Source organism: Citrobacter sp. Cpo089, assembly GCF_030332695.1.
Taxonomy (GTDB): domain Bacteria; phylum Pseudomonadota; class Gammaproteobacteria; order Enterobacterales; family Enterobacteriaceae; genus Citrobacter; species Citrobacter portucalensis.
Genome location: NZ_JAOWHJ010000074.1, coordinates 101,854 through 124,154 on the forward strand (window position 1 = coordinate 101,854; position 22,301 = coordinate 124,154).

The 22,301-nt window shown below is 53.2% G+C and carries 20 protein-coding genes; 6 read left to right on the top strand and 14 right to left on the bottom strand.

Going from position 1 to position 22,301, the window contains the following annotated elements; all coding sequences use genetic code 11:
- Positions 1 to 5: 5 nt before the first annotated feature.
- Positions 6 to 1,109: a glutamate 5-kinase gene (proB, locus tag OGX92_RS21585; protein WP_003031373.1), complete on the bottom strand. Its 1,104-nt coding sequence runs from the start codon at positions 1,107 to 1,109 to the stop codon at positions 6 to 8.
- Between the two features lie 289 nt (positions 1,110 to 1,398).
- Here proB and phoE point away from each other — a divergent pair, with 289 nt between their 5' ends.
- Complete coding sequence (phoE, locus tag OGX92_RS21590) at positions 1,399 to 2,454, top strand: phosphoporin PhoE (RefSeq protein WP_003830831.1); 1,056 nt, start codon at positions 1,399 to 1,401, stop codon at positions 2,452 to 2,454.
- A 57-nt stretch (positions 2,455 to 2,511) separates the two neighbouring features.
- Here phoE and crl read toward each other — a convergent pair whose 3' ends face one another.
- The 3 genes from crl to gpt form a co-directional block, all read right to left on the bottom strand.
- The gene (crl, locus tag OGX92_RS21595; protein WP_003830830.1) at positions 2,512 to 2,913 is read right to left on the bottom strand and encodes a sigma factor-binding protein Crl; all 402 of its coding nucleotides are present in this window, start codon (positions 2,911 to 2,913) and stop codon (positions 2,512 to 2,514) included.
- Positions 2,914 to 2,970: 57 nt separating this feature from the next.
- On the bottom strand, positions 2,971 to 4,215 hold the full coding sequence (gene frsA / locus OGX92_RS21600) for an esterase FrsA (RefSeq protein ID WP_286587038.1): 1,245 nt from the start codon (positions 4,213 to 4,215) through the stop codon (positions 2,971 to 2,973).
- Positions 4,216 to 4,315: 100 nt separating this feature from the next.
- Positions 4,316 to 4,774, bottom strand: coding sequence for a xanthine phosphoribosyltransferase (gene gpt / locus OGX92_RS21605; RefSeq protein ID WP_003031380.1), 459 nt, complete (start codon positions 4,772 to 4,774; stop codon positions 4,316 to 4,318).
- Positions 4,775 to 5,035: 261 nt separating this feature from the next.
- Here gpt and pepD point away from each other — a divergent pair, with 261 nt between their 5' ends.
- Entirely contained in the window at positions 5,036 to 6,493 is a 1,458-nt protein-coding gene (gene pepD / locus OGX92_RS21610; RefSeq protein WP_003830826.1) for a cytosol nonspecific dipeptidase, read from the top strand.
- A 151-nt stretch (positions 6,494 to 6,644) separates the two neighbouring features.
- Here the strand turns inward: pepD and dinB are convergent, their stop codons facing one another.
- The gene (gene dinB / locus OGX92_RS21615; RefSeq protein WP_003830824.1) at positions 6,645 to 7,700 is read right to left on the bottom strand and encodes a DNA polymerase IV; all 1,056 of its coding nucleotides are present in this window, start codon (positions 7,698 to 7,700) and stop codon (positions 6,645 to 6,647) included.
- A 331-nt stretch (positions 7,701 to 8,031) separates the two neighbouring features.
- On the opposite strand from dinB, the gene dpaA reads away from it, so the two are divergent.
- Complete coding sequence (gene dpaA, locus OGX92_RS21620) at positions 8,032 to 8,772, top strand: peptidoglycan meso-diaminopimelic acid protein amidase (protein WP_003830823.1); 741 nt, start codon at positions 8,032 to 8,034, stop codon at positions 8,770 to 8,772.
- Here dpaA and OGX92_RS21625 read toward each other — a convergent pair.
- Complete coding sequence (locus OGX92_RS21625; protein WP_003031388.1) at positions 8,743 to 9,510, bottom strand: class II glutamine amidotransferase; 768 nt, start codon at positions 9,508 to 9,510, stop codon at positions 8,743 to 8,745. The genes dpaA and OGX92_RS21625 overlap by 30 nt on opposite strands.
- A 111-nt stretch (positions 9,511 to 9,621) precedes the next feature.
- Positions 9,622 to 10,203, bottom strand: a complete 582-nt coding sequence (lpcA, locus tag OGX92_RS21630) for a D-sedoheptulose 7-phosphate isomerase (RefSeq protein ID WP_003031390.1) — start codon at positions 10,201 to 10,203, stop codon at positions 9,622 to 9,624.
- Positions 10,204 to 10,442: 239 nt separating this feature from the next.
- On the opposite strand from lpcA, the gene fadE reads away from it, so the two are divergent.
- The 3 genes from fadE (at position 10,443) to OGX92_RS21645 (ending at position 14,354) form a co-directional block, all read left to right on the top strand.
- Positions 10,443 to 12,887, top strand: a complete 2,445-nt coding sequence (gene fadE, locus OGX92_RS21635; RefSeq protein WP_286587039.1) for an acyl-CoA dehydrogenase FadE — start codon at positions 10,443 to 10,445, stop codon at positions 12,885 to 12,887.
- Between the two features lie 110 nt (positions 12,888 to 12,997).
- Complete coding sequence (locus OGX92_RS21640) at positions 12,998 to 13,765, top strand: amidohydrolase (protein ID WP_003830820.1); 768 nt, start codon at positions 12,998 to 13,000, stop codon at positions 13,763 to 13,765.
- A 178-nt stretch (positions 13,766 to 13,943) separates the two neighbouring features.
- A complete protein-coding gene (locus OGX92_RS21645) occupies positions 13,944 to 14,354 on the top strand; it encodes a Spy/CpxP family protein refolding chaperone (RefSeq protein WP_286587040.1) in 411 nt (136 codons plus the stop codon).
- Between the two features lie 15 nt (positions 14,355 to 14,369).
- On the opposite strand, the gene OGX92_RS21650 is transcribed toward OGX92_RS21645, so the two are convergent.
- The 7 genes from OGX92_RS21650 to OGX92_RS21680 are packed head-to-tail and all read right to left on the bottom strand — an operon-like array spanning position 14,370 to position 22,265.
- Positions 14,370 to 15,089 carry an EAL domain-containing protein gene (locus OGX92_RS21650; protein WP_267397898.1) on the bottom strand — a complete coding sequence of 240 codons (720 nt, stop codon included), beginning with the start codon at positions 15,087 to 15,089 and terminating at the stop codon, positions 14,370 to 14,372.
- A 1-nt stretch (position 15,090) separates the two neighbouring features.
- Positions 15,091 to 16,758 carry an O-antigen ligase family protein gene (locus OGX92_RS21655; protein ID WP_286587041.1) on the bottom strand — a complete coding sequence of 556 codons (1,668 nt, stop codon included), beginning with the start codon at positions 16,756 to 16,758 and terminating at the stop codon, positions 15,091 to 15,093.
- A gap of 1 nt (position 16,759) precedes the next feature.
- Positions 16,760 to 17,302, bottom strand: coding sequence for a fimbrial protein (locus tag OGX92_RS21660; protein WP_003830815.1), 543 nt, complete (start codon positions 17,300 to 17,302; stop codon positions 16,760 to 16,762).
- A 9-nt stretch (positions 17,303 to 17,311) separates the two neighbouring features.
- A complete protein-coding gene (locus tag OGX92_RS21665; protein ID WP_003830813.1) occupies positions 17,312 to 18,376 on the bottom strand; it encodes a fimbrial protein in 1,065 nt (354 codons plus the stop codon).
- Positions 18,373 to 18,978, bottom strand: coding sequence for a fimbrial protein (locus OGX92_RS21670; RefSeq protein WP_193135073.1), 606 nt, complete (start codon positions 18,976 to 18,978; stop codon positions 18,373 to 18,375). The genes OGX92_RS21665 and OGX92_RS21670 overlap by 4 nt, the downstream gene beginning before the upstream one ends.
- Positions 18,979 to 18,990: 12 nt before the next feature.
- Positions 18,991 to 19,767, bottom strand: a complete 777-nt coding sequence (locus OGX92_RS21675) for a fimbrial biogenesis chaperone (protein ID WP_100247262.1) — start codon at positions 19,765 to 19,767, stop codon at positions 18,991 to 18,993.
- A gap of 26 nt (positions 19,768 to 19,793) precedes the next feature.
- Positions 19,794 to 22,265 (bottom strand): fimbria/pilus outer membrane usher protein, encoded by a 2,472-nt coding sequence (locus tag OGX92_RS21680; protein WP_148362415.1) that lies wholly within the window; start codon positions 22,263 to 22,265, stop codon positions 19,794 to 19,796.
- Positions 22,266 to 22,301 lie beyond the last annotated feature (36 nt).

Below are 22,301 nucleotides of genomic sequence, written 5' to 3' on the forward strand. Positions count from 1 at the left end.
GTTCCTTAACGGGTGATCATGTCGTCGCGATGGACAGCAACCGGACCGTATTCGTAGCCCAGGATGGTGTCGATCTGTTGTGAGTGATGTCCGGCAATACGGCGCAGCGCGTCGCTGTTATAGCGGGTGACGCCATGGGCAATATCGCGCCCTTCGAGATTGCAGATGCGGATCACTTCACCACGAGAAAAGTTACCTGTCACGCTTTTAATGCCTTTTGGCAGTAATGAGCTGCCGCGTTCCAGAATTGCTGCGGTCGCGCCCTCATCGACGGTAATCTCCCCGGCAGGCGGCGCGCCAAAGATCCAGCGTTTACGGTTCTCCAGCGGAGAGGCCTGAGCATGAAAACGCGTCCCAACGGAAACGCCTTCCATCACGTCGCCAATCACGCCCGGCTTGCTGCCTGCGGCAATAATGGTGTCAATCCCGGCGCGGCACGCGACATCGGCGGCCTGCAGTTTTGTGCCCATGCCGCCGGTTCCCAGACCTGAGACGCTATCCCCGGCAATGGCGCGCAACGCATCATCAATGCCGTGTACGTCTTTAATCAGCTCAGCCTGTGGGTTGGTGCGTGGATCGGCGGTGAACAGCCCCTGCTGATCGGTCAACAGCAGCAGCTTATCGGCCCCAGCCAGAATTGCCGCCAGCGCGGAGAGGTTGTCGTTATCGCCGACTTTAATCTCAGCGGTCGCTACGGCGTCATTCTCATTAATGACAGGAACAATGTTGTTATCCAGCAGCGCGCGGAGCGTATCGCGGGCATTGAGGAAGCGCTCTCTGTCTTCCATATCTGCACGCGTCAGCAGCATCTGCCCGATATGAATACCGTAGATCGAGAACAGCTGTTCCCACAGTTGAATCAGTCGGCTCTGCCCGACCGCCGCCAACAGCTGTTTCGAAGCTATCGTTGCCGGGAGCTCCGGGTAACCAAGATGCTCACGTCCGGCGGCAATCGCACCAGAGGTAACTATAACAATACGATGCCCTGCGGCATGGAGCTGCGCGCACTGGCGAACCAGTTCTACGATGTGGGCGCGGTTCAGGCGGCGGGATCCGCCCGTTAACACACTGGTGCCAAGTTTTACCACCAGCGTCTGGCTGTCACTCATGATTCTCTGCCATTCAAAATTGGGGAAAATGATATCAAACGAACGTTTTAGCAGGACTGGCCCCGGTTGCCAACAACCAGCGCACAAAGCATGAAATTTTATTGCGCAGGATCAGCAAGCGTAGCGGCAGATTTTGACGCATTTATTACAGAAACATAAAAACATCCTTTTTTAAAAATATTCTTACTTTGTCATAAAACGTTCATTGCCAGACGTTAAAAACCCTCCTGTCTTTTAACGGGGATCACACCCAGTGAATATTAGCGCGTACTTTTAATCAGGAATGAAAATGAAAAAGAGCACTCTGGCATTAGTGGTGATGGGAATTGTTGCGTCGGCATCCGTACAGGCGGCGGAAGTGTATAACAAGAATGGTAATAAGCTAGACTTGTACGGCAAAGTAAAAGCCATGCATTACATGACGGATTATGACAGCAAAGATGGTGACCAAAGCTATATCCGTTTAGGTTTTAAAGGCGAAACGCAAATTAACGATCAACTAACCGGTTATGGTCGTTGGGAAGCAGAGTTTGCCGGCAATAAAGCTGAAAGCGACTCTAACCAACAAAAAACACGTCTGGCCTTCGCCGGTGTGAAATTAAAAGATTTTGGCTCGTTTGATTATGGTCGTAACCTGGGCGCGCTGTATGACGTGGAAGCCTGGACCGATATGTTCCCGGAATTCGGTGGTGACTCCTCCGCACAGACCGATAACTTTATGACCAAACGCGCCAGCGGTCTGGCAACTTACCGTAACACCGACTTTTTCGGCGTCGTGGATGGCCTGGATCTGACCCTGCAGTACCAGGGTAAAAACCAGGATCGTGATGTGAAAAAACAGAACGGCGACGGTTTTGGTACTTCCGTTACCTATGACTTTGGCGGCAGCGATTTCGCGGTGAGCGGCGCTTATACCAACTCCGATCGTACCAACCAGCAGAATCTGCAAACTCGTGGTACGGGTGATAAAGCTGAAGCCTGGGCGACCGGCTTAAAATATGATGCTAACGATATTTATATTGCGACGTTCTATTCTGAAACACGCAATATGACGCCAATTTCCGGCGGCTTCGCCAATAAAACACAGAACTTCGAAGCGGTTGTTCAGTACCAGTTTGACTTTGGTCTGCGTCCGTCACTGGGTTATGTACTTTCTAAAGGGAAAGATATTGAAGGCGTCGGCAATGAAGACCTGGTGAATTATATCGACGTGGGCGCAACATATTATTTCAACAAAAATATGTCCGCGTTTGTTGACTATAAAATCAACCAGCTGGATAGCGATAATAAACTGGGCATCAACGATGATGACATCGTTGCTGTCGGTATGGTCTACCAGTTTTGATATAGCATAAAAAAATGCCGGATGGGGTTGCGCCGCCATCCGGCATTTCACTGTTCATTATGCCGTTAACTTAACCGGTTCATCCTTAAAGCCGTCAGCAGGTTCCAGCGCCAGATTCAGCGTCGTTAACAAGCCACGTAATTTTTCATGGAATTCACGTAAGGTGTATTCCAGTCGCTCTACCACTTCAGTCTCTTTCACCGGCACTGCCGTCCAGTTACCGTCTTTATCAAACAAACCAAACTGATAGCTGTACGTGAAGCGTTTTTCCTGCGCCTCCAGTTCCATCCACCAGCCCCAGAACTCGCGTTTCTCAGGGGCGGGTTTCACGTTGACGCAAACAGCCAGACAATCGAAAAAAAATCGATTATCTTCGCACTGCCCTTCCCGGATATACGGGCCAAGCGCGGTGAATTTCTTGATCAATCTACTTTTCGGATGCCCACTCGGTAACGTCATTACGATCTCCTTAGGTGAAGCACCTGTTTTACCAAATCGATAAAATTTAGCAAACTTTTAACACAATCTCTGATTGATCCAACCGGTTATTTCCTGCAGCCCTTTGTCAAAATTGCGATACACCGGGTTGAAGGGGATCTCCAGTAGCTTACCGTCTGAAGATGAAGATGTGATTAAACGTGACTCTTCTTCCGGACTAAACGGATCATTCTTCCAGAATCCCGAGAGCATTGGCGTCGGGCAGCGTCGCCCCAGCAGGCCCTGCACTTTTAATGAATAGCGATTTAGCTCAACGCGCAGCGCTTCATCGGAGGCGTCATGCATCCCCAGGCGGCTAGCCAGTACATCAAGGTACATTTCCGGGACGCTCGCCTGACGCTGCGGGTCGCTAAGCAGCGCATGAACCACTGGCCCCAGACAGGCCACCGCCTTCAGACGCGATGATTCCAGATACGCCAGACGTACCGCTACGTTAGCGCCAAAGCGGAAACCGAAGGCCGCCACGCGGGTGTGATCCACCCAGGGAACATTAGGCAGCGCTTTTAATACATGCTGATGCAGCAGGCTGGAATCCTGAGTCAGTTTCCATTTTGACGAGAACCCGACCGACGGCATATCCAGCGTCAGCATGGCAATACCGCACGGGGCAAAGTAGCGCTCATACAGACTGTAATAATCCGTTTGCATGGAATCGAGGCCACCGCACATCAGCACCGTCGGGAACGGACCGTCGCCTTTTGGCATATGTAAGAAGCCGGTGATCGGCGCACCGCCGGTAACAGCAAACTCCATCTCACGCAGCGTGCCCGGCAATCGCTGTGCGGCCTCTTCATAGGCGCGATTCGCCAAAGCCTGTGCCTGCTCTGCCAGCTCATCGCCTTTCAGGTGTGGGTAAGCGGCAATGTTGTACAACGTAGACGCATGCAGCCAGTGACGTCCGCTCACTTGCGGATCCTCTTCCATAGACGCTTTCTGTTGCCAGTCCATCGCCTGCTTCGCCCACTCATAGATCCAGTTCCCACCGCGATAGCCGATAACCGTATCGTAGAGTTCTTTATCTGTACGCTCGGCTTCGCTCATCACGATACGTGCCTGCACCTCAAGGATTTCACGCGGGTCGACGCCGCGCCAGATCCACATCAGGCGATTCACCATGCGATACCAGTGCGGAATGGTTTTGCCATCCAGGGCAGATTGTACGGACGGCTGCGCGCCGTGATTAAAACGACGAACCAGTGTTGACGTTTCAGGGTGTTTGAAGCGGGGTTTAAACAGGACTTCGCTGAGGTTAGCCTGTGACATGATTGCAGCCTCCATGAGTACTCACTAAGGCATAGTGTAACCTGACACAGCACAAAAAGAACAACGCCCGGCAAATGCCAGGCGTTGAAAACTTTTTAGATTAGCGACCTGAGATCGGCGGGACGAACACCACGCCCATATCCCACGGCTGCTCAATCCAGGTATCCTGAGGGATATCAACAACATAATCATTCACCAGCGGGCGACCAGCCGGCTTAGCGAAGATAGTGACGAAATGCGCTTTAGGATACATTTCGCGGATCGCAACGGCGGTCCCACCGGTGTCAACCAGGTCATCGATTACGATGAAACCTTCACCGTCGCCTTCGGCACGCTTCAGCACTTTCAGTTCGCGCTGGTTGTCGTGATCGTAGCTGGAGATGCATACGGTATCGACATGACGAATACCCAATTCACGCGCCAGCAATGCGCCCGGCACCAGACCACCACGGCTAACGGCAATAATGCCTTTCCATTGTTCAGAAGGCATCAGGCGGCTTGCCAGTTTACGTGCATGGATCTGCAACATGTCCCAGGTGACGACGTATTTTTCGCTCATGTGAAGTGTCCCAGCCTGTTTATCTACGGCTTAAAAAGTGTTCGAGGGGGAAATAGGTTGCGCGAGATTATAGAGATCTGACGCACTAAAAACCAGTGTTTCGCGGAATCCGCGCCTCTTTTTGCATGCTTTATGCTAGCCGTCAGCGGAGAAAGTGGTATTCTCAATCGCATCGCGCAAGCCTGACTTGTGGTGTTTTTAATTCTGCTAACCCCGTGGCCTGCAAGCAAGTTTTGTAGGACATCGCCAAGGAGACTCAACGTGTCTGAACTGTCTCAATTATCCCCGCAACCGCTATGGGATATTTTTGCCAAAATCTGTTCTATTCCTCATCCGTCCTATCATGAAGAGCAGCTCGCTGAACACATTCTGAGCTGGGCCCAAGAGAAAGGTTTCCACGTCGAGCGCGATCAAGTCGGTAATATCCTGATTCGCAAACCCGCTACCGCAGGCATGGAAAACCGCAAGCCGGTCGTTCTGCAGGCGCACCTGGATATGGTCCCGCAGAAAAACAACGACACCGTGCACGACTTCACTAAAGATCCTATCCAGCCTTATATTGACGGCGAATGGGTGAAAGCCCGTGGCACCACGCTGGGTGCGGATAACGGCATCGGTATGGCGTCTGCGCTGGCCGTTCTGGCTGATGACAGCGTGGTACACGGTCCGCTGGAAGTGCTGCTGACCATGACCGAAGAAGCGGGTATGGATGGCGCGTTTGGTCTGCAGGCTAACTGGCTGCAGGCAGATATCCTGATCAACACCGACTCAGAAGAAGAAGGTGAGATCTACATGGGTTGCGCAGGCGGTATCGACTTTACCTCTAACCTGCCGCTGTCCCGTGAAGCAATCCCGGCTGGATTCCAGAGCTTTAAGCTGACGTTAAAAGGCCTGAAAGGCGGTCACTCCGGCGGCGAAATCCACGTGGGTCTCGGTAACGCGAACAAACTGCTGGTACGCTTCCTGGCGGGCCACGCTGAAGAGCTGGATCTGCGTCTGGTTGATTTCAACGGCGGTACGCTGCGTAACGCGATTCCGCGTGAAGCCTTTGCCACCCTCGCCGTGGCTGCAGATAAAGTTGATGCGTTAAAAGCGCTGGTCAACACCTATCAGGAAATCCTGAAAAACGAACTGGAAGCCAAAGAGAAGAACCTGGCTCTGCTGCTGGATGCCGTAGCTCAAGACAAAGCCGCGCTGACCGCTCAGTCTCGCGACAGCTTTGTGCGTCTGCTGAACGCCACCCCGAACGGTGTAATCCGCAACTCTGACGTCGCCAAAGGCGTGGTAGAGACCTCTCTGAACGTCGGTGTTGTCACCATGACTGACGACAACGTTGAAATTCACTGCCTGATCCGTTCCCTGATCGACAGCGGTAAAGACTACGTGGTGAGCATGCTGGATTCACTGGGTAAACTGGCTGGCGCGAAAACCCAGGCAAAAGGCGGATACCCAGGCTGGCAGCCGGATGCTAACTCTCCGGTTATGCACCTGGTTCGTGAAACCTATCAGCGTCTGTTCAATAAAACACCGAATATCCAGATCATCCACGCTGGTCTGGAATGTGGTCTGTTCAAGAAACCGTATCCAGATATGGACATGGTTTCCATCGGGCCAACTATCACCGGTCCACACTCCCCGGATGAGCAGGTTCATATCGAAAGCGTCGGCCATTACTGGACGCTGCTGACTGAACTGCTGAAGTCTATTCCGGCGAAGTAAGATTCTGCGCTAAATGTCGGATGACGCTACGTTTATCTGGCCTACATGCTGATTTGTAGGCCGGATAAAGTTGTTACGTAGCCATCTGGCCTGCACGCTGGTTTGTAGGCCGGATAAGGCGTTTACGCCGACATCCGGCAATTGTTCTGAGTCACAGCCCCAACAGTAGCTGTCTTTCCATTTGTGGATCCAGCAGCGTGACGTGTAATCCCACCAGCCTGACGCCTCGCCCTCCCCTACGCTCGTCCCAGGTCTTGCGCGCTGTCGTAATTAAGTCATCTTTATTTAAGCGCGGCCAGACGTGCTCCTGCGTAGTCTGCTGAAAATCATTAAACTTGAGTTTTATCCCCTGGCGAGCGATCAGCAGATCCGGTTTAACCTTTGCCAGACGCCGTTCCAGTTCGGGATAGAGCCGTTCTATTATCGCCTCACACTCCGACCACTCGTGAATATCTTCCGCCAGCGTACGCTCCACGCCGACGGATTTACGCAGCCTGTCGTTGTTAACGTCCCGTTCGTCAATCCCCTGACTGCGCTCCCACAGCACGCGACCAAACTTGCCGAAGCGTTTGAGCAGCATTGCCAGGTCGTATTTTTGAACATCTTCGCAGGTACGTAATCCCATTGATTCCAGCTTAGCGGCGGAGACTTTGCCAACGCCGGGAATTTTGCCTAACGGTAATGTTCTGAGAAATTCAGGAACATCGGCAGGGGTAATCACATATTGCCCATTGGGTTTGTTGAGATCGGAAGCTATTTTTGCCAGAAATTTTACCGGCGCAATTCCGGCAGAGGCGGTTAACTGTAACTCGTTAAAAATTGTCTGGCGGATTTCCTGAGCGATCAGCGTAGCTGAGCCGTGGCAGTGGGTGCTGTCGGTCACATCCAGATAGGCTTCATCCAGCGAAAGTGGTTCTATCAGCGAGGTATAGCGGGAGAAAATAGCCTGAATCTGGCGGGAGGCTTCTTTATAGGCCTCGTAACGACCAGGTAATAAAGTGAGATGCGGACACAGCTTTAATGCCATTCCAGTTGGCATTGCGCTACGCACGCCAAATTTGCGCGCCGGGTAATTGGCCGTGCTGATGACCCCCCGACGTTCTCGACTGCCGCCAATAGCAATGGGAATATCACGCAGGGCGGGGTTGTCGCGCATTTCCACCGCCGCGAAAAAGCAGTCCATATCGACATGTATGATTTTACGCATCGTTTGTCTCCCACATCACTGTTTAAGTATACAGTATTTTTATGTTGTGAGAAGTCTGGTTTTACCTAATGCTGAGCCGTTCCTGACCCATTATCCATCCAGCACGATTAAGACCCAATGAAGCGCAGTAACCAGCAAAATACGCCAGTGTCTGACTGCCTTTAAGCGCAATTTTCCGTATAAAGAAAAACTAAAGTGTAAACGCCGCACGAGAGACTTGCGAAAAACTCTCTTGGTGCTAATGTGAGCGCTCCAGATCCAGATTTATCCGATTTGGGGATTCTTTTTGCCGTCCTGGCGTGTGTGATCGTTTTATCAAGGAATAAGCAGTATGCGTAAAATCGCATTTTTTCTTGCGATGCTTTTATTGCCGTGCGTTTCATTTGCCGGTTTGCTGAGCAGCAGCAGCCCGACTACGCCTGTCAGCAAAGAATATAAGCAGCAATTAATGGGCTCCCCCGTTTATATCCAGATCTTCAAAGAAGAGCGAACCTTGGATCTGTACGTCAAGATGGGCGAACAGTATCAATTGCTCGACAGTTATAAGATCTGTAATTATTCCGGTGGCTTAGGGCCAAAACAGCGTCAGGGTGATTTCAAAAGTCCGGAAGGGTTTTACAGCGTTCAGCGTGGACAGCTGAAACCAGATAGTCGCTTCTATAAAGCGATTAACATTGGTTTCCCTAATGCCTATGACCGCGCACACGGTTATGAAGGTAAGTACCTGATGATCCACGGTGCCTGTGTTTCCGTCGGCTGCTACGCAATGACAGACAACGGCATTGATGAGATTTTCCAGTTTGTGACCGGTGCTCTGGTGTTCGGGCAGTCCAGCGTACAGGTTAGCATTTACCCGTTCCGCATGACCGATGCCAACATGCAGCGCCATAAGTTCTCGTATTACAAAGATTTCTGGGCCCAGTTAAAGCCGGGATACGATTACTTTGAACAAACACGTAAACCACCGACCGTCTCTGTCGTCGATGGTCGTTACGTCGTCAGCAAGCCGTTGAGTCACGAAGTGGTTCAGCCGCAACTGGCATCAAACTACACGCTCCCCGAGACAAAATAATGCCCACTCGCCTGGCATAATCTTTTGCCAGGTTTCATTGCCGGTTAACGGTTGAGTGGCAATCACGGTGACCACATCATTGGGTGTGGTCTCTGAGCTAAAATCGATTTCCACGTCCTGATCCAGCAATGTTGCCACGCCAAACGGCGCACGACGCGTGATCCAAAACAGGTTGGTCGAACAGAAGGCCATCACATAGCGTCCGTCAGACAACAGCATGTTGAAGACGCCCTTCTCCCGCAGTTCTCCTGCCAGCATCGCGATATATTTAAACACTGCCGTCATATTGCCAGGCGTGCGCGGATAACGCTCCGTCAGCTTGTGGAGCAGCCAGCAGAAAGCTTTTTCGCTGTCGGTTTCCCCGACCGGGCGGAAATTTCCGGTTTCCAGCGATTTATAGCCACTGAGCTGTCCATTATGAGCATAGGTCCAGTTGCGTCCCCACAATTCGCGGGTAAAGGGATGGGTATTTTCCAACGCCACTTCGCCACGGTTCGCCTGACGAATATGGGCAATCACGGAACAGGATTTGATGGGGTAGTCTTGTACCAGTTTGGCGATAGGCGAATTAAAGCTAGGTTGCGGATCTTTAAACGTACGGCAGCCCTTACCTTCATAAAACGTAATACCCCAGCCGTCTTTGTGCGGCCCGGTCCCTCCGCCGCGCTGAACCAGCCCAGTGAAGCTAAAGCAGATATCGGTTGGCACATTGGCGCTCATCCCGAGCAGTTCGCACATACATCACCTACCTTAAAACCGTGAACTGCCTGATGGCGCTGCGCTTATCAGGCCTACGTGGTGCTCATGTAGGCCGGATAAGGCTTCAGCCACCATCCGGCAATCGTCTTCTTATGGTTTAACCATCTCTTTTTCGATCAGCTGGATCAGGATATGGATCACTTTGATATGAATTTCCTGAATACGGTCAGCGTAGCCAAAGTGCGGCACGCGAATTTCAATATCTGCGCTGCCCGCCATTTTGCCGCCATCTTTACCGGTCAGGGTGATCACTTTCATCCCTTTCTCACGCGCTGCGGCAATCGCTTTAATTACGTTACCGGAATTACCCGAAGTCGAAATGCCTAACAGGACATCACCTTCACGACCCACGGCTTCTACGTAGCGAGAGAACACATAATCGTAACCAAAATCGTTGCTGACGCAGGAGATATGGCTAACGTCAGAGATTGCGATAGCAGGGTAACCAGGACGGTTTTCACGATAGCGTCCGGTCAGCTCTTCAGCAAAGTGCATCGCGTCGCAATGGGAACCGCCGTTACCGCAAGAAAGCACCTTACCGCCCGCTTTAAAGCTGTCTGCCAACAGAACCGCCGCGCGCTGAATGGCGTGAATATTGGCGTCATCTTTAAGAAAATTAGCCAGCGTTTCCGCCGCTTCGCTCAGTTCGTTACGAATAAGATCCTGGTACATGAGGATATCCTTCAGCATGAATGTAAATGACAAGACGCAGTGTACCGGATAGCGCTACCAGCGAGAAGTACAAGCCACAGGAATGGCTGTCGCTTTTGATTTTTTGTGCCGGTTAAAACAGCAACAATGTGAGCTTTGTTGTAATTATTTTGTAAACACATTGCTAAAAGAATTTACATCCACTACAAACATATCATCACAAGTGGTCAGACCTCCTACAAGCAAGGGAGCTTTTCGTTATGATGATTTTGAGTATTATCGCTACGGTTGTTCTGCTCAGCGTTCTGTTTTATCACCGCGTGAGCTTATTCCTCAGCAGCTTAATTTTGCTCGCCTGGACGGCTGCGCTTGGCGTGGCTGGCCTGTGGTCAGTCTGGCTGCTGGTTCCTCTGGCCATTATTCTCGTACCGTTTAACTTTACGCCGATGCGCAAATCCATGATCTCTGCGCCGGTGTTCCGCGGTTTCCGTAAAGTCATGCCACCGATGTCGCGTACTGAGAAAGAAGCGATTGATGCGGGTACAACCTGGTGGGAAGGTGACCTGTTCCAGGGCAAGCCTGACTGGAAAAAACTGCATAACTATCCTCAACCGCATCTGACCGCTGAAGAACAGGCGTTTATTGATGGTCCAGTGGAAGAAGCGTGCCGCATGGCGAACGACTTCCAGATAACCCATGAACTCGCGGATCTGCCGCCGGAACTGTGGGCATATCTGAAAGAACACCGCTTCTTCGCGATGATCATTAAGAAAGAGTACGGCGGGCTGGAATTCTCAGCATATGCTCAGGCTCGCGTTCTGCAGAAACTCTCCGGTGTTTCCGGGATCCTGGCGATCACCGTTGGCGTACCTAACTCATTAGGCCCAGGCGAACTGCTGCAACATTACGGCACTGAAGAGCAGAAAAATCATTACCTGCCGCGCCTGGCTCGCGGTCAGGAGATCCCATGCTTTGCTCTGACCAGCCCGGAAGCAGGCTCCGACGCAGGGGCGATCCCTGATACCGGTATGGTCTGTATGGGCGACTGGCAGGGCCAGCAGGTGTTGGGTATGCGCCTAACCTGGAACAAACGTTATATCACGCTGGCCCCTATCGCCACGGTACTGGGTCTGGCATTTAAACTCTCCGACCCGGAAAAACTGCTGGGTGGTGAAGAAGATCTCGGCATTACCTGTGCACTGATCCCAACCTCAACGCCGGGCGTACAAATTGGGCGTCGTCACTTCCCGCTGAACGTGCCGTTCCAGAACGGTCCGACCCTCGGTAAAGATGTGTTTGTACCGATTGATTACATCATCGGTGGTCCGAAAATGGCCGGTCAAGGCTGGCGCATGCTGGTGGAATGCCTGTCTGTGGGACGTGGTATTACCCTGCCGTCTAACTCGACGGGCGGCGTGAAATCGGTCGCGATGGCCACCGGCGCTTATGCACACATTCGTCGCCAGTTCAAAATCTCCATCGGTAAGATGGAAGGTATTGAAGAACCGTTGGCACGTATTGCCGGTAACGCCTACGTGATGGACGCTGCGGCATCACTGATTACCTACGGCATTATGCTGGGTGAAAAACCGGCGGTGCTGTCGGCTATCGTGAAATATCACTGTACCCACCGCGGGCAGCAGTCAATCATCGATGCGATGGATATCACTGGCGGTAAAGGCATTATGCTTGGCGAAAGCAACTTCCTCGCCCGCGCTTATCAAGGTGCGCCAATCGCCATTACCGTAGAAGGTGCCAACATTCTGACCCGTAGCATGATGATCTTCGGTCAGGGTGCGATTCGCTGCCATCCGTATGTTCTGGAAGAGATGGCTGCGGCACAGAGTAACGATGTGAATGCGTTCGACAAGCTGCTGTTCAAACACATCGGTCACGTTGGCAGTAACAAAGTACGCAGCTTCTGGCTTGGTCTGACACGTGGCTTAACCAGCAGCACGCCAACCGGCGATGCGACCAAACGTTACTACCAGCACCTGAACCGCTTGAGCGCCAACCTGGCATTGCTTTCAGATGTGTCCATGGCCGTACTGGGTGGCAGTCTGAAGCGTCGTGAACGTATCTCCGCGCGTCTGGGCGATGTGTTAAGTCAACTGTATCTGGCCTCCGCGGTACTGAAACGTTATGACGATGAAGGCCGTAATGAAGCGGACCTGCCGTTGGTTCACTGGGGCGTTCAGGATGCGTTGTACAAAGCGGAACAGGCGATGGACGATCTGCTGAAAAACTTCCCGAACCGTCTGGTCGCGGGCTTGCTGAACGTGGTTATCTTCCCGACCGGTCGCCACTATGATGCTCCGTCTGACAAGCTGGACCATAAAGTCGCGAAGATTTTGCAGGTTCCGAGCGCGACTCGTTCTCGTATTGGTCGTGGTCAATATCTGACGCCAAGCGAGCATAACCCGGTTGGTTTGCTGGAAGAGGCGCTGCTGGACGTGATTGCAGCCGACCCTATCCACCAGCGGATCTGTAAAGAGTTGGGTAAAAACCTGCCATTTACCCGCCTCGACGAACTGGCGCACAATGCGCTGGCGAAAGGGCTGATTGATAAAGATGAAGCCGCGATTTTGGTGAAAGCCGAAGCGAGCCGACTGCGCAGTATCAACGTGGATGACTTTGAACCCGAGGAGCTGGCGACTCAGCCGGTAAAGCTGCCAGAGAAAGTGCGTAAAGTCGAAGCCGCATAACGATATACGCACAACGTTTAGCCCCGCTTAATGCGGGGCTTTTTATTGCCACATTTTCATTAATGCTCATGCTACAGTGTCAAAATGTTGTTCAACGAGGAGCCTCGATCGTGCCTGGTTTGAAAATTACTCTGCTGCAACAACCCTTGATCTGGATGGATGGCCCGGCCAACCTGCGCCATTTTGACCGACAACTGGAAACCGTCGCCGGACGTGATGTCATCGTGTTGCCCGAGATGTTTACCAGCGGATTTGCCATGGAAGCGGCAAATAAATCGTTGCCGCAAGAAGAAGTCGTAAGCTGGATGCGTGCCAAAGCGCAACAGACCAACGCCCTGATCGCGGGCAGCGCTGCTACCCAGTCTGAACGCGGCCCGGTAAACCGCTTTTTTCTGGTTGAGCCCGAAGGTAATGTGCATTTCTACGACAAGCGCCATCTGTTCCGCATGGCGGACGAGCATCAGCATTACCATGCGGGTGACGCGCGCGTTATTGTTGAATGGCGCGGCTGGCGCATTCTGCCGTTGGTCTGTTATGACCTGCGTTTTCCGGTATGGTCGCGCAATCGCAACGATTACGACCTGGCGTTGTATGTTGCCAATTGGCCTGCGCCGCGTTCGCTGCACTGGCAGCTTCTGCTTGCCGCACGGGCGATTGAGAACCAGGCTTATGTAGCAGGATGTAACCGCGTGGGCACAGACGGTAACGGTCATCATTATCGCGGTGACAGCCGGGTGATTAATCCGCAGGGTGAGATTATTGCCACCGCCGAGCCGCATCAGGCCACACGCATTGACGCCGAACTGTCACTCTCAGCGCTGCGCGAGTATCGCGAGAAGTTTCCCGCCTGGCAAGACGCCGACCCGTTCACGCTATAACTATCGCCTTCACTCCCGCTGCACAACGTTTTCCGTGGCGGGATTGTTTCACTCCGTAACCAACCGCAAAACAAATTCGCGTGGCGACATGCGGCGGGCATCGTATTCTGCAAAGGATAATCACTCGCAACCAGCGAGTGACTGACAATGTTAATAATTCCCTTATCAGGATCTCGACATGAAGAACTTCTTACGCATGACTTTGCTGGCGGCTACCTTAGCGGGCGCTTCTTTTAGTACGCTTGCAGCAAACGTATCCAATGTTCCTGCTCCAGCTCAGGACCCTGTCGTTCAGCATCTTAAGCTGACCAACGACCAGGTGGCGCAGATTAAAAAACTGCACCAGCAGCTTGAAACCAACGTCAGCCAGATTTCGGTGAAAGATATTAAAGACGGCGCGTTGATTGACGTCATCAAGTCCGGGAAATGGGATGAAGCTGCCGTTCAGAAACAGCTTTCTGCGTTCAGCAACATCGAACAGCAGGCGCGTTATTATCGCGTAAAATACTATTTTGACCTGAACAAAGTGCTGACCCCAGAACAGCGCCAGCAGGTGCAAAAAGATATCGCACAGACGCTGAGCGAGTAATTTTCAGAGCCTGAGTCAGCAATGATTCAGGCTTTTCGGTAAAATTTCCTGCTCAAACAGAAAGCCCTGTACAGCATCTGCGCCGCTCATACGGCAAATGGCATAATCCTGTGGTGTTTCTACCCCCTCAATGACAACCCGTTCACCCAGCCCACGAAATTGATTGACCAGAACCCTCAACTGCCACTCCGATGTTCTGAACTGATGAAACATTCCACTTTCAATTTTGATGGCATCGAAACGGATGCCCGACAGCCGCCAGACAAAAAATAGCTCAGGCGAAACATCATCCAGCCACACGCGAAATCCGTGACGCACCAGCGTTTTTACGGCAATGCATACGGCCTGCTGCTCTGCCTTATCCAGGCGCATCATGGAGCCCGGATCCTGAATCTCAATAACAATCCTCCCCTGATGCCCCTGCTTTGTGAGACGCGTGATCCATGCCAGACTGGTCAGCATCCTGACGGATAAATTCAGCGAATAGCTTCCCGAGAGGGCCAGCACCCGCTGCATTTGCCATAGAAAAAGCTGCTGTTTTGCCGTGATGGAAAGGTGCTTGAAAAACAGATCCAGTGGGAGCGGTGTGCGTACCTGGCTTAACACCTCACAAACATCCAGCGATGCGTCATCAAAAAAATGAATGCGCTGCAAACGGATCCCGGTGATCCGCAGCAGTTCGGCGTTGCGGGGAAGTTCTGGCACATAATGGGCCTGTTCACTGAATCTGTTCATATCATTCCATTATTTTATTAAAAGGACGTCGTGCATCCTGCAGCCACGGGATACGGCGATCGTTTGGGTATATCAGGCAAAAGCGCGTCGCCAAACGATGCGCCTCGACCAGGTCGCGCTGGTGCAACGCCAGTAAGATTTGCGTGAAGGAGACATTAGGGTCTGGGTGAACGCGCACATAATCAGGCGCCCAGCGGCGAACCGCTTCCAGCCAACGTGCGTCCCGGGTACGCTGATACCGTTGCAGATACCCCATCTGGACATCAAACCGATAGCGACTGGTAAGAAGCCAGCCTCCGACAGGGAGCGGTTCGGCAAGACGCCACTGCGTTGACTGCCTCTCCGCCAGCGTCAATTGCTGTTGCGTGTGCAGCGTGAGAAGCAGCAATGGCGCGACGGTCAGTAACGAGATAAACCCTGCCGCGCGAATCAGCGACGTTGACGTAAGCACCAGGCGTATTCCCGTTCGCGCGCTGTCTGCACATCGAAGCAACAGGATCAACAGCAGCCAGTGTGGCGTTGACTGCCTGACGGGGTATTCCGTCAACATATGAATAACCACCGGCAGTGCCGCCACCAGGCAGGCGCGACGCCAGCAATTACCGTGCAGCCAGAGCCAGAAACCACCCGCTATAAAACAGAGCGCCCCCGCAAGCCCAACCAGACCGCCCTCCACCAGCCACAGCACCAGTTCGTTGTGCGGATGCGAAATGCTGCCCAGCCCCAATGGCCCCGCGCGTTCGAGAAACACGGCAGCAAAACTGCCCACGCCCCACCCCATCCACGGGCGTTCGACAAATAATGCCAGCGACGTTTTCAACACCGTCCAGCGCACTTGAGAAGTCGTCAGATGATCGACCGTGACCACAGACAAAAAATGGCGGGCCGTGGCCCCTATCACCACGCCTAACGCCATCGGCAGTAGAAGCAGCAGTAGCGTGCGCCGTTGCGCCGGGAAAACCGCCAGCAGCAGCACTTCACCGACTACCAGAGACAAGTAGCCGGTTTGCGACTGAGATTCATGCAGTACAAATCCCATCATTACCAGGCCTATTCCAATGGCAATTCGATACCCGCGGTGCAGACGTAAAAAGAGCGGCGCTGACAGCAGCACACCGCATGCCGTGAAGCTGGCCATCAGGTTGACCTGCTGAAATATCCCGTAGGGTCGCGTACCGCGCCGCCAGGCAAACTCCCAGTAATCAACGCCCGGCAAATGCCAGTACTGATAGACAAACGCCAGACATTCAATCACGCACGCTCCCCATAGCAGAGCCAGCAGTGCCGTCAGGGTGTTTGCCGTGAGCGGAATTTGTAATGTGACCAGATAGACGCTCACACCGCCCAGTAACGCCCCCGCCACCAGCAGTGCCTCGGCCTGCCAGACATCAGGCGTTAGCAGGCAAAGCAACGTCAGGATGAACACCCCGACTGTAAAACCCGCAGCGGGCACAGTGATGCGCCAGCGTTGACGAGGCACCAGCATCAATACGCTTGCAGCCAGTACAACAGCGTAGATCCAGCTCGTAATATTAAGCGGCAACGACAGACCGCTGCCGCCGTTGTTCGGCCAGTAGAGATGCATGGCCCCACACCAAAAAAACAGACTAATACTGAGCAATAATTTCTGCGCAGGCAGCGGCGCAATGCGATTCAGTACGTTCATCATGCTACTGGTAGTTCAACGTCCAGGTCCCGCTGGCGCTGAACGGACCGTATTCGAGAGACTGATTTTTTATCGCCGATGGCTCCGCTGCGACCCACGCCAAGAAATTCAGCGTCATCGAACCTTCTGTTATCTCTTTGACTGACGTGCTCTCATCAAGGCGGATTGCCGTACCGTCCTCTTCGCTCATCCCAATCCCGATCCCTGACGCGCCGCCTTGTTCACTGCTATCCAGCGCCAGATGATCGGTCAGCTCCGCATCCTCACGACCGCTGAAGGTAACCGAGATCCCACGGAAAACCTCAGGGTTGCAGTCGCGTAACTGGATGCTGAATTTTTCCGGCTTACTGCGCCCCGAGAGATAGAGATCCTGTGTCGCGATTTGCTTGAAATCGACCTCGATTTTGTCGCCTCCCGGTGCAAGGCTGCAGGCCAGCGCTCTGATGGTGCCGTGAAAATACATGTCGCCGCCGACCAGTTTGGTGTCGGCCTGCGCCATGCCACCTAGCAGTAACATACTGGTCGCGAATAACGCCGAGAATCTCATGACATCCCCCTACTGAAACTGCGCGACAACGGTAGCAGAGGCTTCAAATTCACCTTCCTTCACGCTTCCCACGCCCGGCTTTGCCACCGGCGCAGCGGTGAGATTCCAGTCGCCCTGATTCTGGTAAAACCCCTTCACGTTGTAGAATTGATTAGGCACGACGGTGCCACCACTTTCGTCTTTAAGCATAATGCCGAGATCGTCGCGCTTTTGTCCGCCGCTCAGCGTGCCAAGGAGATTACCGTTAAACCCCGCCGTACCTGACGCCGTGGTCGTTTGTATACCAAGATTAATGTTCAGCGCGCCCTGATCGAAACTCCCGCCTTCACAGACCACATGTATAGGGACTGACTTGCTGTAGTTAGTGCCGTTGAGCCGGGCAGCGGATCCAGGCAGATCGCCAAACTCAATGCTGATTTTGTCTCCCCGGTTGAAGGTGCATTTGTCCGGGACGGTAATCAGCCCGGATTTAATCACCACGCGAGAAATCGCCGTGGTTGGCGTAGGTCCCGCGCTTCCCATGCGCCCGGCCACCTCCACCAGCGACTGGGAAGTGATATTGATGCCATTGATAATGGGTTTAGTGACAATAAACGTCACTTTCCCTTTTGAACCACTTTCAACGTTAGTCGCTCGCGTGTAGCCCTTACGCTTTTTACAGCTGTTGTTGCTGTTGCGGTTTGAAACGTTGGTAAAAGGCGCCTGCACATATTTTTTATAGCCCCCGGCAACCCACACCTGAACTTCCACATCCAGATACTCGTTTAGCCGAAAACGGTTCGCCCCCTGATTTGAAGGCGGCATCGTGGTTGTGGTGGTGTAGTAAATTGGTGCTCGGGAGATGTCAGCCTGTTCGCAATAGAAATTCACCACATACCAGCCACCCAGATTCCATGGGAACGGCTCCGTTCTGCCACCCACGTGGTTTTTGCTCACATCCAGCGAGCTCAGTTCAATATCGTACTGATGCGGCGACCCACCTTCCGGCTCACCTTCTCCCTGTGTAAATGCCTGCCCGGCTATCGGACAGCCTGCCAGCACCACCCACAACAGCGTTTTACGTAATACGCTCATAGATACTCCAGCTTGAGTCTGACCAGACCGTTAAATTCTCCGGCGGTCACCTCTCTCCCAAAAGATTCCAGCGCGGCAAGAAAATGAATGGCGTTATCGCCCGGTTTGAGGATCCACATGCGTTGCGGTTGGTTCAGGTGGATCAACTGGTTGCGTTCGGTCAGTAGCCGAATGCCTGCACCACGCACATCGCCGCGAATGCGCCCCAAATCGCTGTTTTCCGGCGCACCTTCAGCCATTAGGGTCATCGAAACGCCACGTTCCACCGTGCTATGCGCCAGCTCCGGCATCTCACTGGTCTGCCCGGGGAAATCCCTTAAGGTATGACCGGAGCCCTTTAAACAGCCGTTCAGATACAGCGTGACCAATACCGGATCGCTGCGATCGCCGCCCTGGCGAAAACGGCTGGCGGAAATATCACCAAGATCGATAGTCTGATCGTGGGAGGCCATATCCAGCACGCACGGCGAAACGAACACTCGCCCATGAAAGCGGACGTTGCCATACTCGCCGGACACATTGCTCATATCCTGGCGACCGCTTGTGGCCTGAACCGAGCAGGCCATGCCCGCCATCAGCAGAGCGCAAAGCATCTTTTTCATTTACGAATCCTGTTACCGGGGCTGTTGCTCCATCGGCAATGCTTTACACACATTGCCTGTGCAGCTGAATTTCAATTCGGGATGACCGCCAAAATCGTTCACATACATCATGCTGAACTGGCTAACGCTGCCGTCGGCCACGCTGAAATCGAGAGAGGACTTTGGTGAAACCATAATCCCAGGGAAGTCAGTCAGCCGGTCGCCGCCCTGCGCTTCAGGCTTGCGGCTTAAGCCGATTAAGGTAACGAAGTACGGCGTAGGGTTATCCACACTCCAGCGCTGCCCCTGCTTATGAAAGACCAGTTGGTTTTGCCACACGGCGCCCGGTGTTTCCGGCACGATGGCGGTCGGACGGTAGAACAGTTTGATGCGTGACTGCATCGCCAGTTGCAGCACGTTCGGCTTATCCGGCTTGGGCGGAATTTCACGCACATTCAGGTAGAACAGACTTTCGCGATCCTGCGGCAGAGCGTTAATACCGCTGGTTTTTGTCACACGCGCAATGCCCTTTTGCCCGCCGTTAATCCGCTGCAGCGGCGGTAAAACCATCAACGGCGAGGTAATTTTTGTTCCATTGGCGTCTTCCACCCACGACTGAGCCAGAAACGGAATGCTTGGACTGGTGTTGGTTAAGTTCGCGCTGACAGATCGCGCATCACCGGTGATGATCAGACGGGTACGGTCAAGTGCAATGCCCGCCCATGAGGCGTTGATCTCTGCAATAAAAAGCAGACCGCAGACCACGGGTTTGAGCCAACGCTGCACGGAGTAAAATGCTTGATTTTTCATGACAAAATTCATTCAGGTTATTGATATTATTCACAAGGCAACAGCACGTTACCTTCCGGGTTGATTTGTTGAGGCACCTGTAAGTGACACTGCGCGCGACCGCCCCAGGCAACAGAAAGACGCTCGGCTGGATTCACACCCGCAATCCAGGCCATGCCGTTTTCCATCACCATGGCGACGCTAACACCGTTGGCGTTAAACACTTCGGCACCAAACGGCGGTACCGAACCATCTTTCAGGCGCAGCAGCGCCATCATTTTTTGCCCCTGCGCCACGGCGAAGCGCTGATAACCAATCGCGCCTTCCGTCAGGGTGTTGGTGACAATGGCTTTGGTCGCGGAAATGTCCTCGTCCATTGCGTCCACATCGATACGGGTATCAAAGCTGTGATAGCTGACGACGTCCGGTACGACGGCAATACCGAAGCGGTTTGAGTGCGCCTGTTCGCCGTTCAGCGGTACATTCGCCACACCGTCGGTATCAACCATCACCCTGGCGGTATTCATCGACGCCTGGCTGTTGTGTAGCGCCGCGCCATGACGCGTTGCGGTAAAGCCGCCGCGCATCGTGCCACCAACGGAGAAATAGCGTGATTGCTGCCAGCTGACGTTAGATTCCAGTTCCGCCATCATGCTGCGATGCTTGTAGTAGCCATCAAACGCGGTGTGCCCTTCACCGGAAACCCCTGCGCGCAGTCGCCATGGATTGTTACGGTCGCGGTTATCGGAATACGAAACCATCTGACTGGTCTGGCTGCCGCTGTTTTGCACTTCATAATCCATTGAGCGGCCATCGCTCCATGGCACCGAAATGGACAGCGAAAGGCTGTCGTCCCGTTTGCCCTGATACTCAGAGCGGTAAGCAGCAAGGTTAGCGCTGATCCCCTGAATGCCTGCGAACGAAAAGCTGTGCCCCATCGACACCCCGTAACGATCCTGAGAGCCACGATCCCAGTAATTCTGGTGGGTATAGGTCAGGTACAGCGTGGTCGCTAATTGCGGGTCGTCGGCAAAAAAGGTCTTGTTACCGGTGATGGTGTACATCTCTTTTTCGTTACCGGCGCTGTTGTTATTTTCATACTGCTCGTCGAGGAACTGCGAGAAGGTGCGGAAGTTACGCTGTGAAAAACGGTAACCGGCAAAGGTGATGGCGCTGTTGTATTCATCAAAGGTTTTGGCATAACTGAGCTTAAAGGACATCCCTTTTTGTTCAGCCTGATGCTTCACCCGGCTCACGGATTGCGTCGCGTCAGCCGACAGCGCGCCCAACCAGCTCAAATCCCGCCCAATCCCCATCGACCAGGCGTTATAGCGATCGCCAGTGAGCAACGCGCCACCGTACAGTGACCACGCATTGCTGACCCCCCATGAAAAATCACCGCTATAAAATGCAGGTCCCTGGACGTCGTGGTTATAACGCGATGGCTTACCGACAGCGGCGTTGTAACGAACATAGCCCGGGCGCGTCAGGTAAGGGATATCGGCCGTATTGACCTGAAAGGTTTGTACGCTGCCATCCTGCTCTTCGACGCGAACATCCAGCGTGCCGCGTACCGAGCCATGTAGATCCTGAATATTAAATGGCCCCGCTGGAACAGTGGTTTGATAGATAACACGCCCCTGCTGACTGACGGTGACCTTCGCATTACTGCGGGCGATGCCGTGCACTTCGGGCGCGTAGCCCTGCAAATTCGGTGGTAGCATGCGCTCGTCGCTGGCGAGGTTAGCCCCCGTAAATCGCACTGAATCAAACACCTGGGAATTCAGATATATTTCACCGACCGTCAGTTTTGCAGCCTGCATCGGTAACGGGCGATAGGCATAGATCTGATCCCAGTCGATACGCCCACGATTTTCATCCGAAGCATAATTGGCCTGATACTGGCCACGAAAGCGCCACGCGCCGAGGTTAAAGCCCGTCTGTCCATAACCAGACAGTGAGCGGTAATGATCGCCACCTTGTTCGTAATGTGTGGCCTGGCCCGAAACGCTGTAGTCGAAAATCAGTCCCGCGACGCCGTTATCCCAGCGCTCCGGCGGCGTCCAGTCTGGATCGGTATATTTCATCCATGCCTGTGGCACGGTAATGTCCAGTACGCCTGCGCTATTATTCAGCACCACACCCGGCAGGCGGGAAATGTCATAGCAGGTCGCGCTAATCGGATGAATATAGGTCAGCGCCTCTTCTTTGAGCGCCAGTAATTCGAGCTGTTGCGGCGTCAGGCACGCCATGGATTTATGCGCGTTGGCAGGATCAACGATATAACGGATCGACTGCTGAGGGATCTCCTGGCTGTTAATACGAACATCCAGTAGATATTCTCCGGGAGTCACAAAGTTGCCTTCGGAAAAACGCTGTAAATCGACATTTTGTCTGTCACTGGCATCCAGGACGTCAGTATTAAATTCAATAGACTCATCCGCTTCAGCCCATGAAGAGGCACAGACCAGAGCAATTAAAAGCGCCAGACGTTTTTTATCTGTTTTCAGCGTGATCATTTTCGTTCGCAAACCTTCAGATACCCGAATTGCTGT

Bases quoted from the DNA above. Each gene is read 5' to 3' on its own strand.
- proB (WP_003031373.1), bottom strand. From the start codon at position 1,109: ATGAGTGACAGCCAGACGCTGGTGGTAAAACTTGGCACCAGTGTGTTA.
- phoE (WP_003830831.1), top strand. From the start codon at position 1,399: ATGAAAAAGAGCACTCTGGCATTAGTGGTGATGGGAATTGTTGCGTCG.
- crl (WP_003830830.1), bottom strand. From the start codon at position 2,913: ATGACGTTACCGAGTGGGCATCCGAAAAGTAGATTGATCAAGAAATTC.
- frsA (WP_286587038.1), bottom strand. From the start codon at position 4,215: ATGTCACAGGCTAACCTCAGCGAAGTCCTGTTTAAACCCCGCTTCAAA.
- gpt (WP_003031380.1), bottom strand. From the start codon at position 4,774: ATGAGCGAAAAATACGTCGTCACCTGGGACATGTTGCAGATCCATGCA.
- dinB (WP_003830824.1), bottom strand. From the start codon at position 7,700: ATGCGTAAAATCATACATGTCGATATGGACTGCTTTTTCGCGGCGGTG.
- dpaA (WP_003830823.1), top strand. From the start codon at position 8,032: ATGCGTAAAATCGCATTTTTTCTTGCGATGCTTTTATTGCCGTGCGTT.
- OGX92_RS21625 (WP_003031388.1), bottom strand. From the start codon at position 9,510: ATGTGCGAACTGCTCGGGATGAGCGCCAATGTGCCAACCGATATCTGC.
- lpcA (WP_003031390.1), bottom strand. From the start codon at position 10,203: ATGTACCAGGATCTTATTCGTAACGAACTGAGCGAAGCGGCGGAAACG.
- fadE (WP_286587039.1), top strand. From the start codon at position 10,443: ATGATGATTTTGAGTATTATCGCTACGGTTGTTCTGCTCAGCGTTCTG.
- OGX92_RS21645 (WP_286587040.1), top strand. From the start codon at position 13,944: ATGAAGAACTTCTTACGCATGACTTTGCTGGCGGCTACCTTAGCGGGC.
- OGX92_RS21650 (WP_267397898.1), bottom strand. From the start codon at position 15,089: ATGAACAGATTCAGTGAACAGGCCCATTATGTGCCAGAACTTCCCCGC.
- OGX92_RS21655 (WP_286587041.1), bottom strand. From the start codon at position 16,758: ATGATGAACGTACTGAATCGCATTGCGCCGCTGCCTGCGCAGAAATTA.
- OGX92_RS21660 (WP_003830815.1), bottom strand. From the start codon at position 17,302: ATGAGATTCTCGGCGTTATTCGCGACCAGTATGTTACTGCTAGGTGGC.
- OGX92_RS21665 (WP_003830813.1), bottom strand. From the start codon at position 18,376: ATGAGCGTATTACGTAAAACGCTGTTGTGGGTGGTGCTGGCAGGCTGT.
- OGX92_RS21670 (WP_193135073.1), bottom strand. From the start codon at position 18,978: ATGAAAAAGATGCTTTGCGCTCTGCTGATGGCGGGCATGGCCTGCTCG.
- OGX92_RS21675 (WP_100247262.1), bottom strand. From the start codon at position 19,767: ATGAAAAATCAAGCATTTTACTCCGTGCAGCGTTGGCTCAAACCCGTG.
- OGX92_RS21680 (WP_148362415.1), bottom strand. From the start codon at position 22,265: ATGATCACGCTGAAAACAGATAAAAAACGTCTGGCGCTTTTAATTGCT.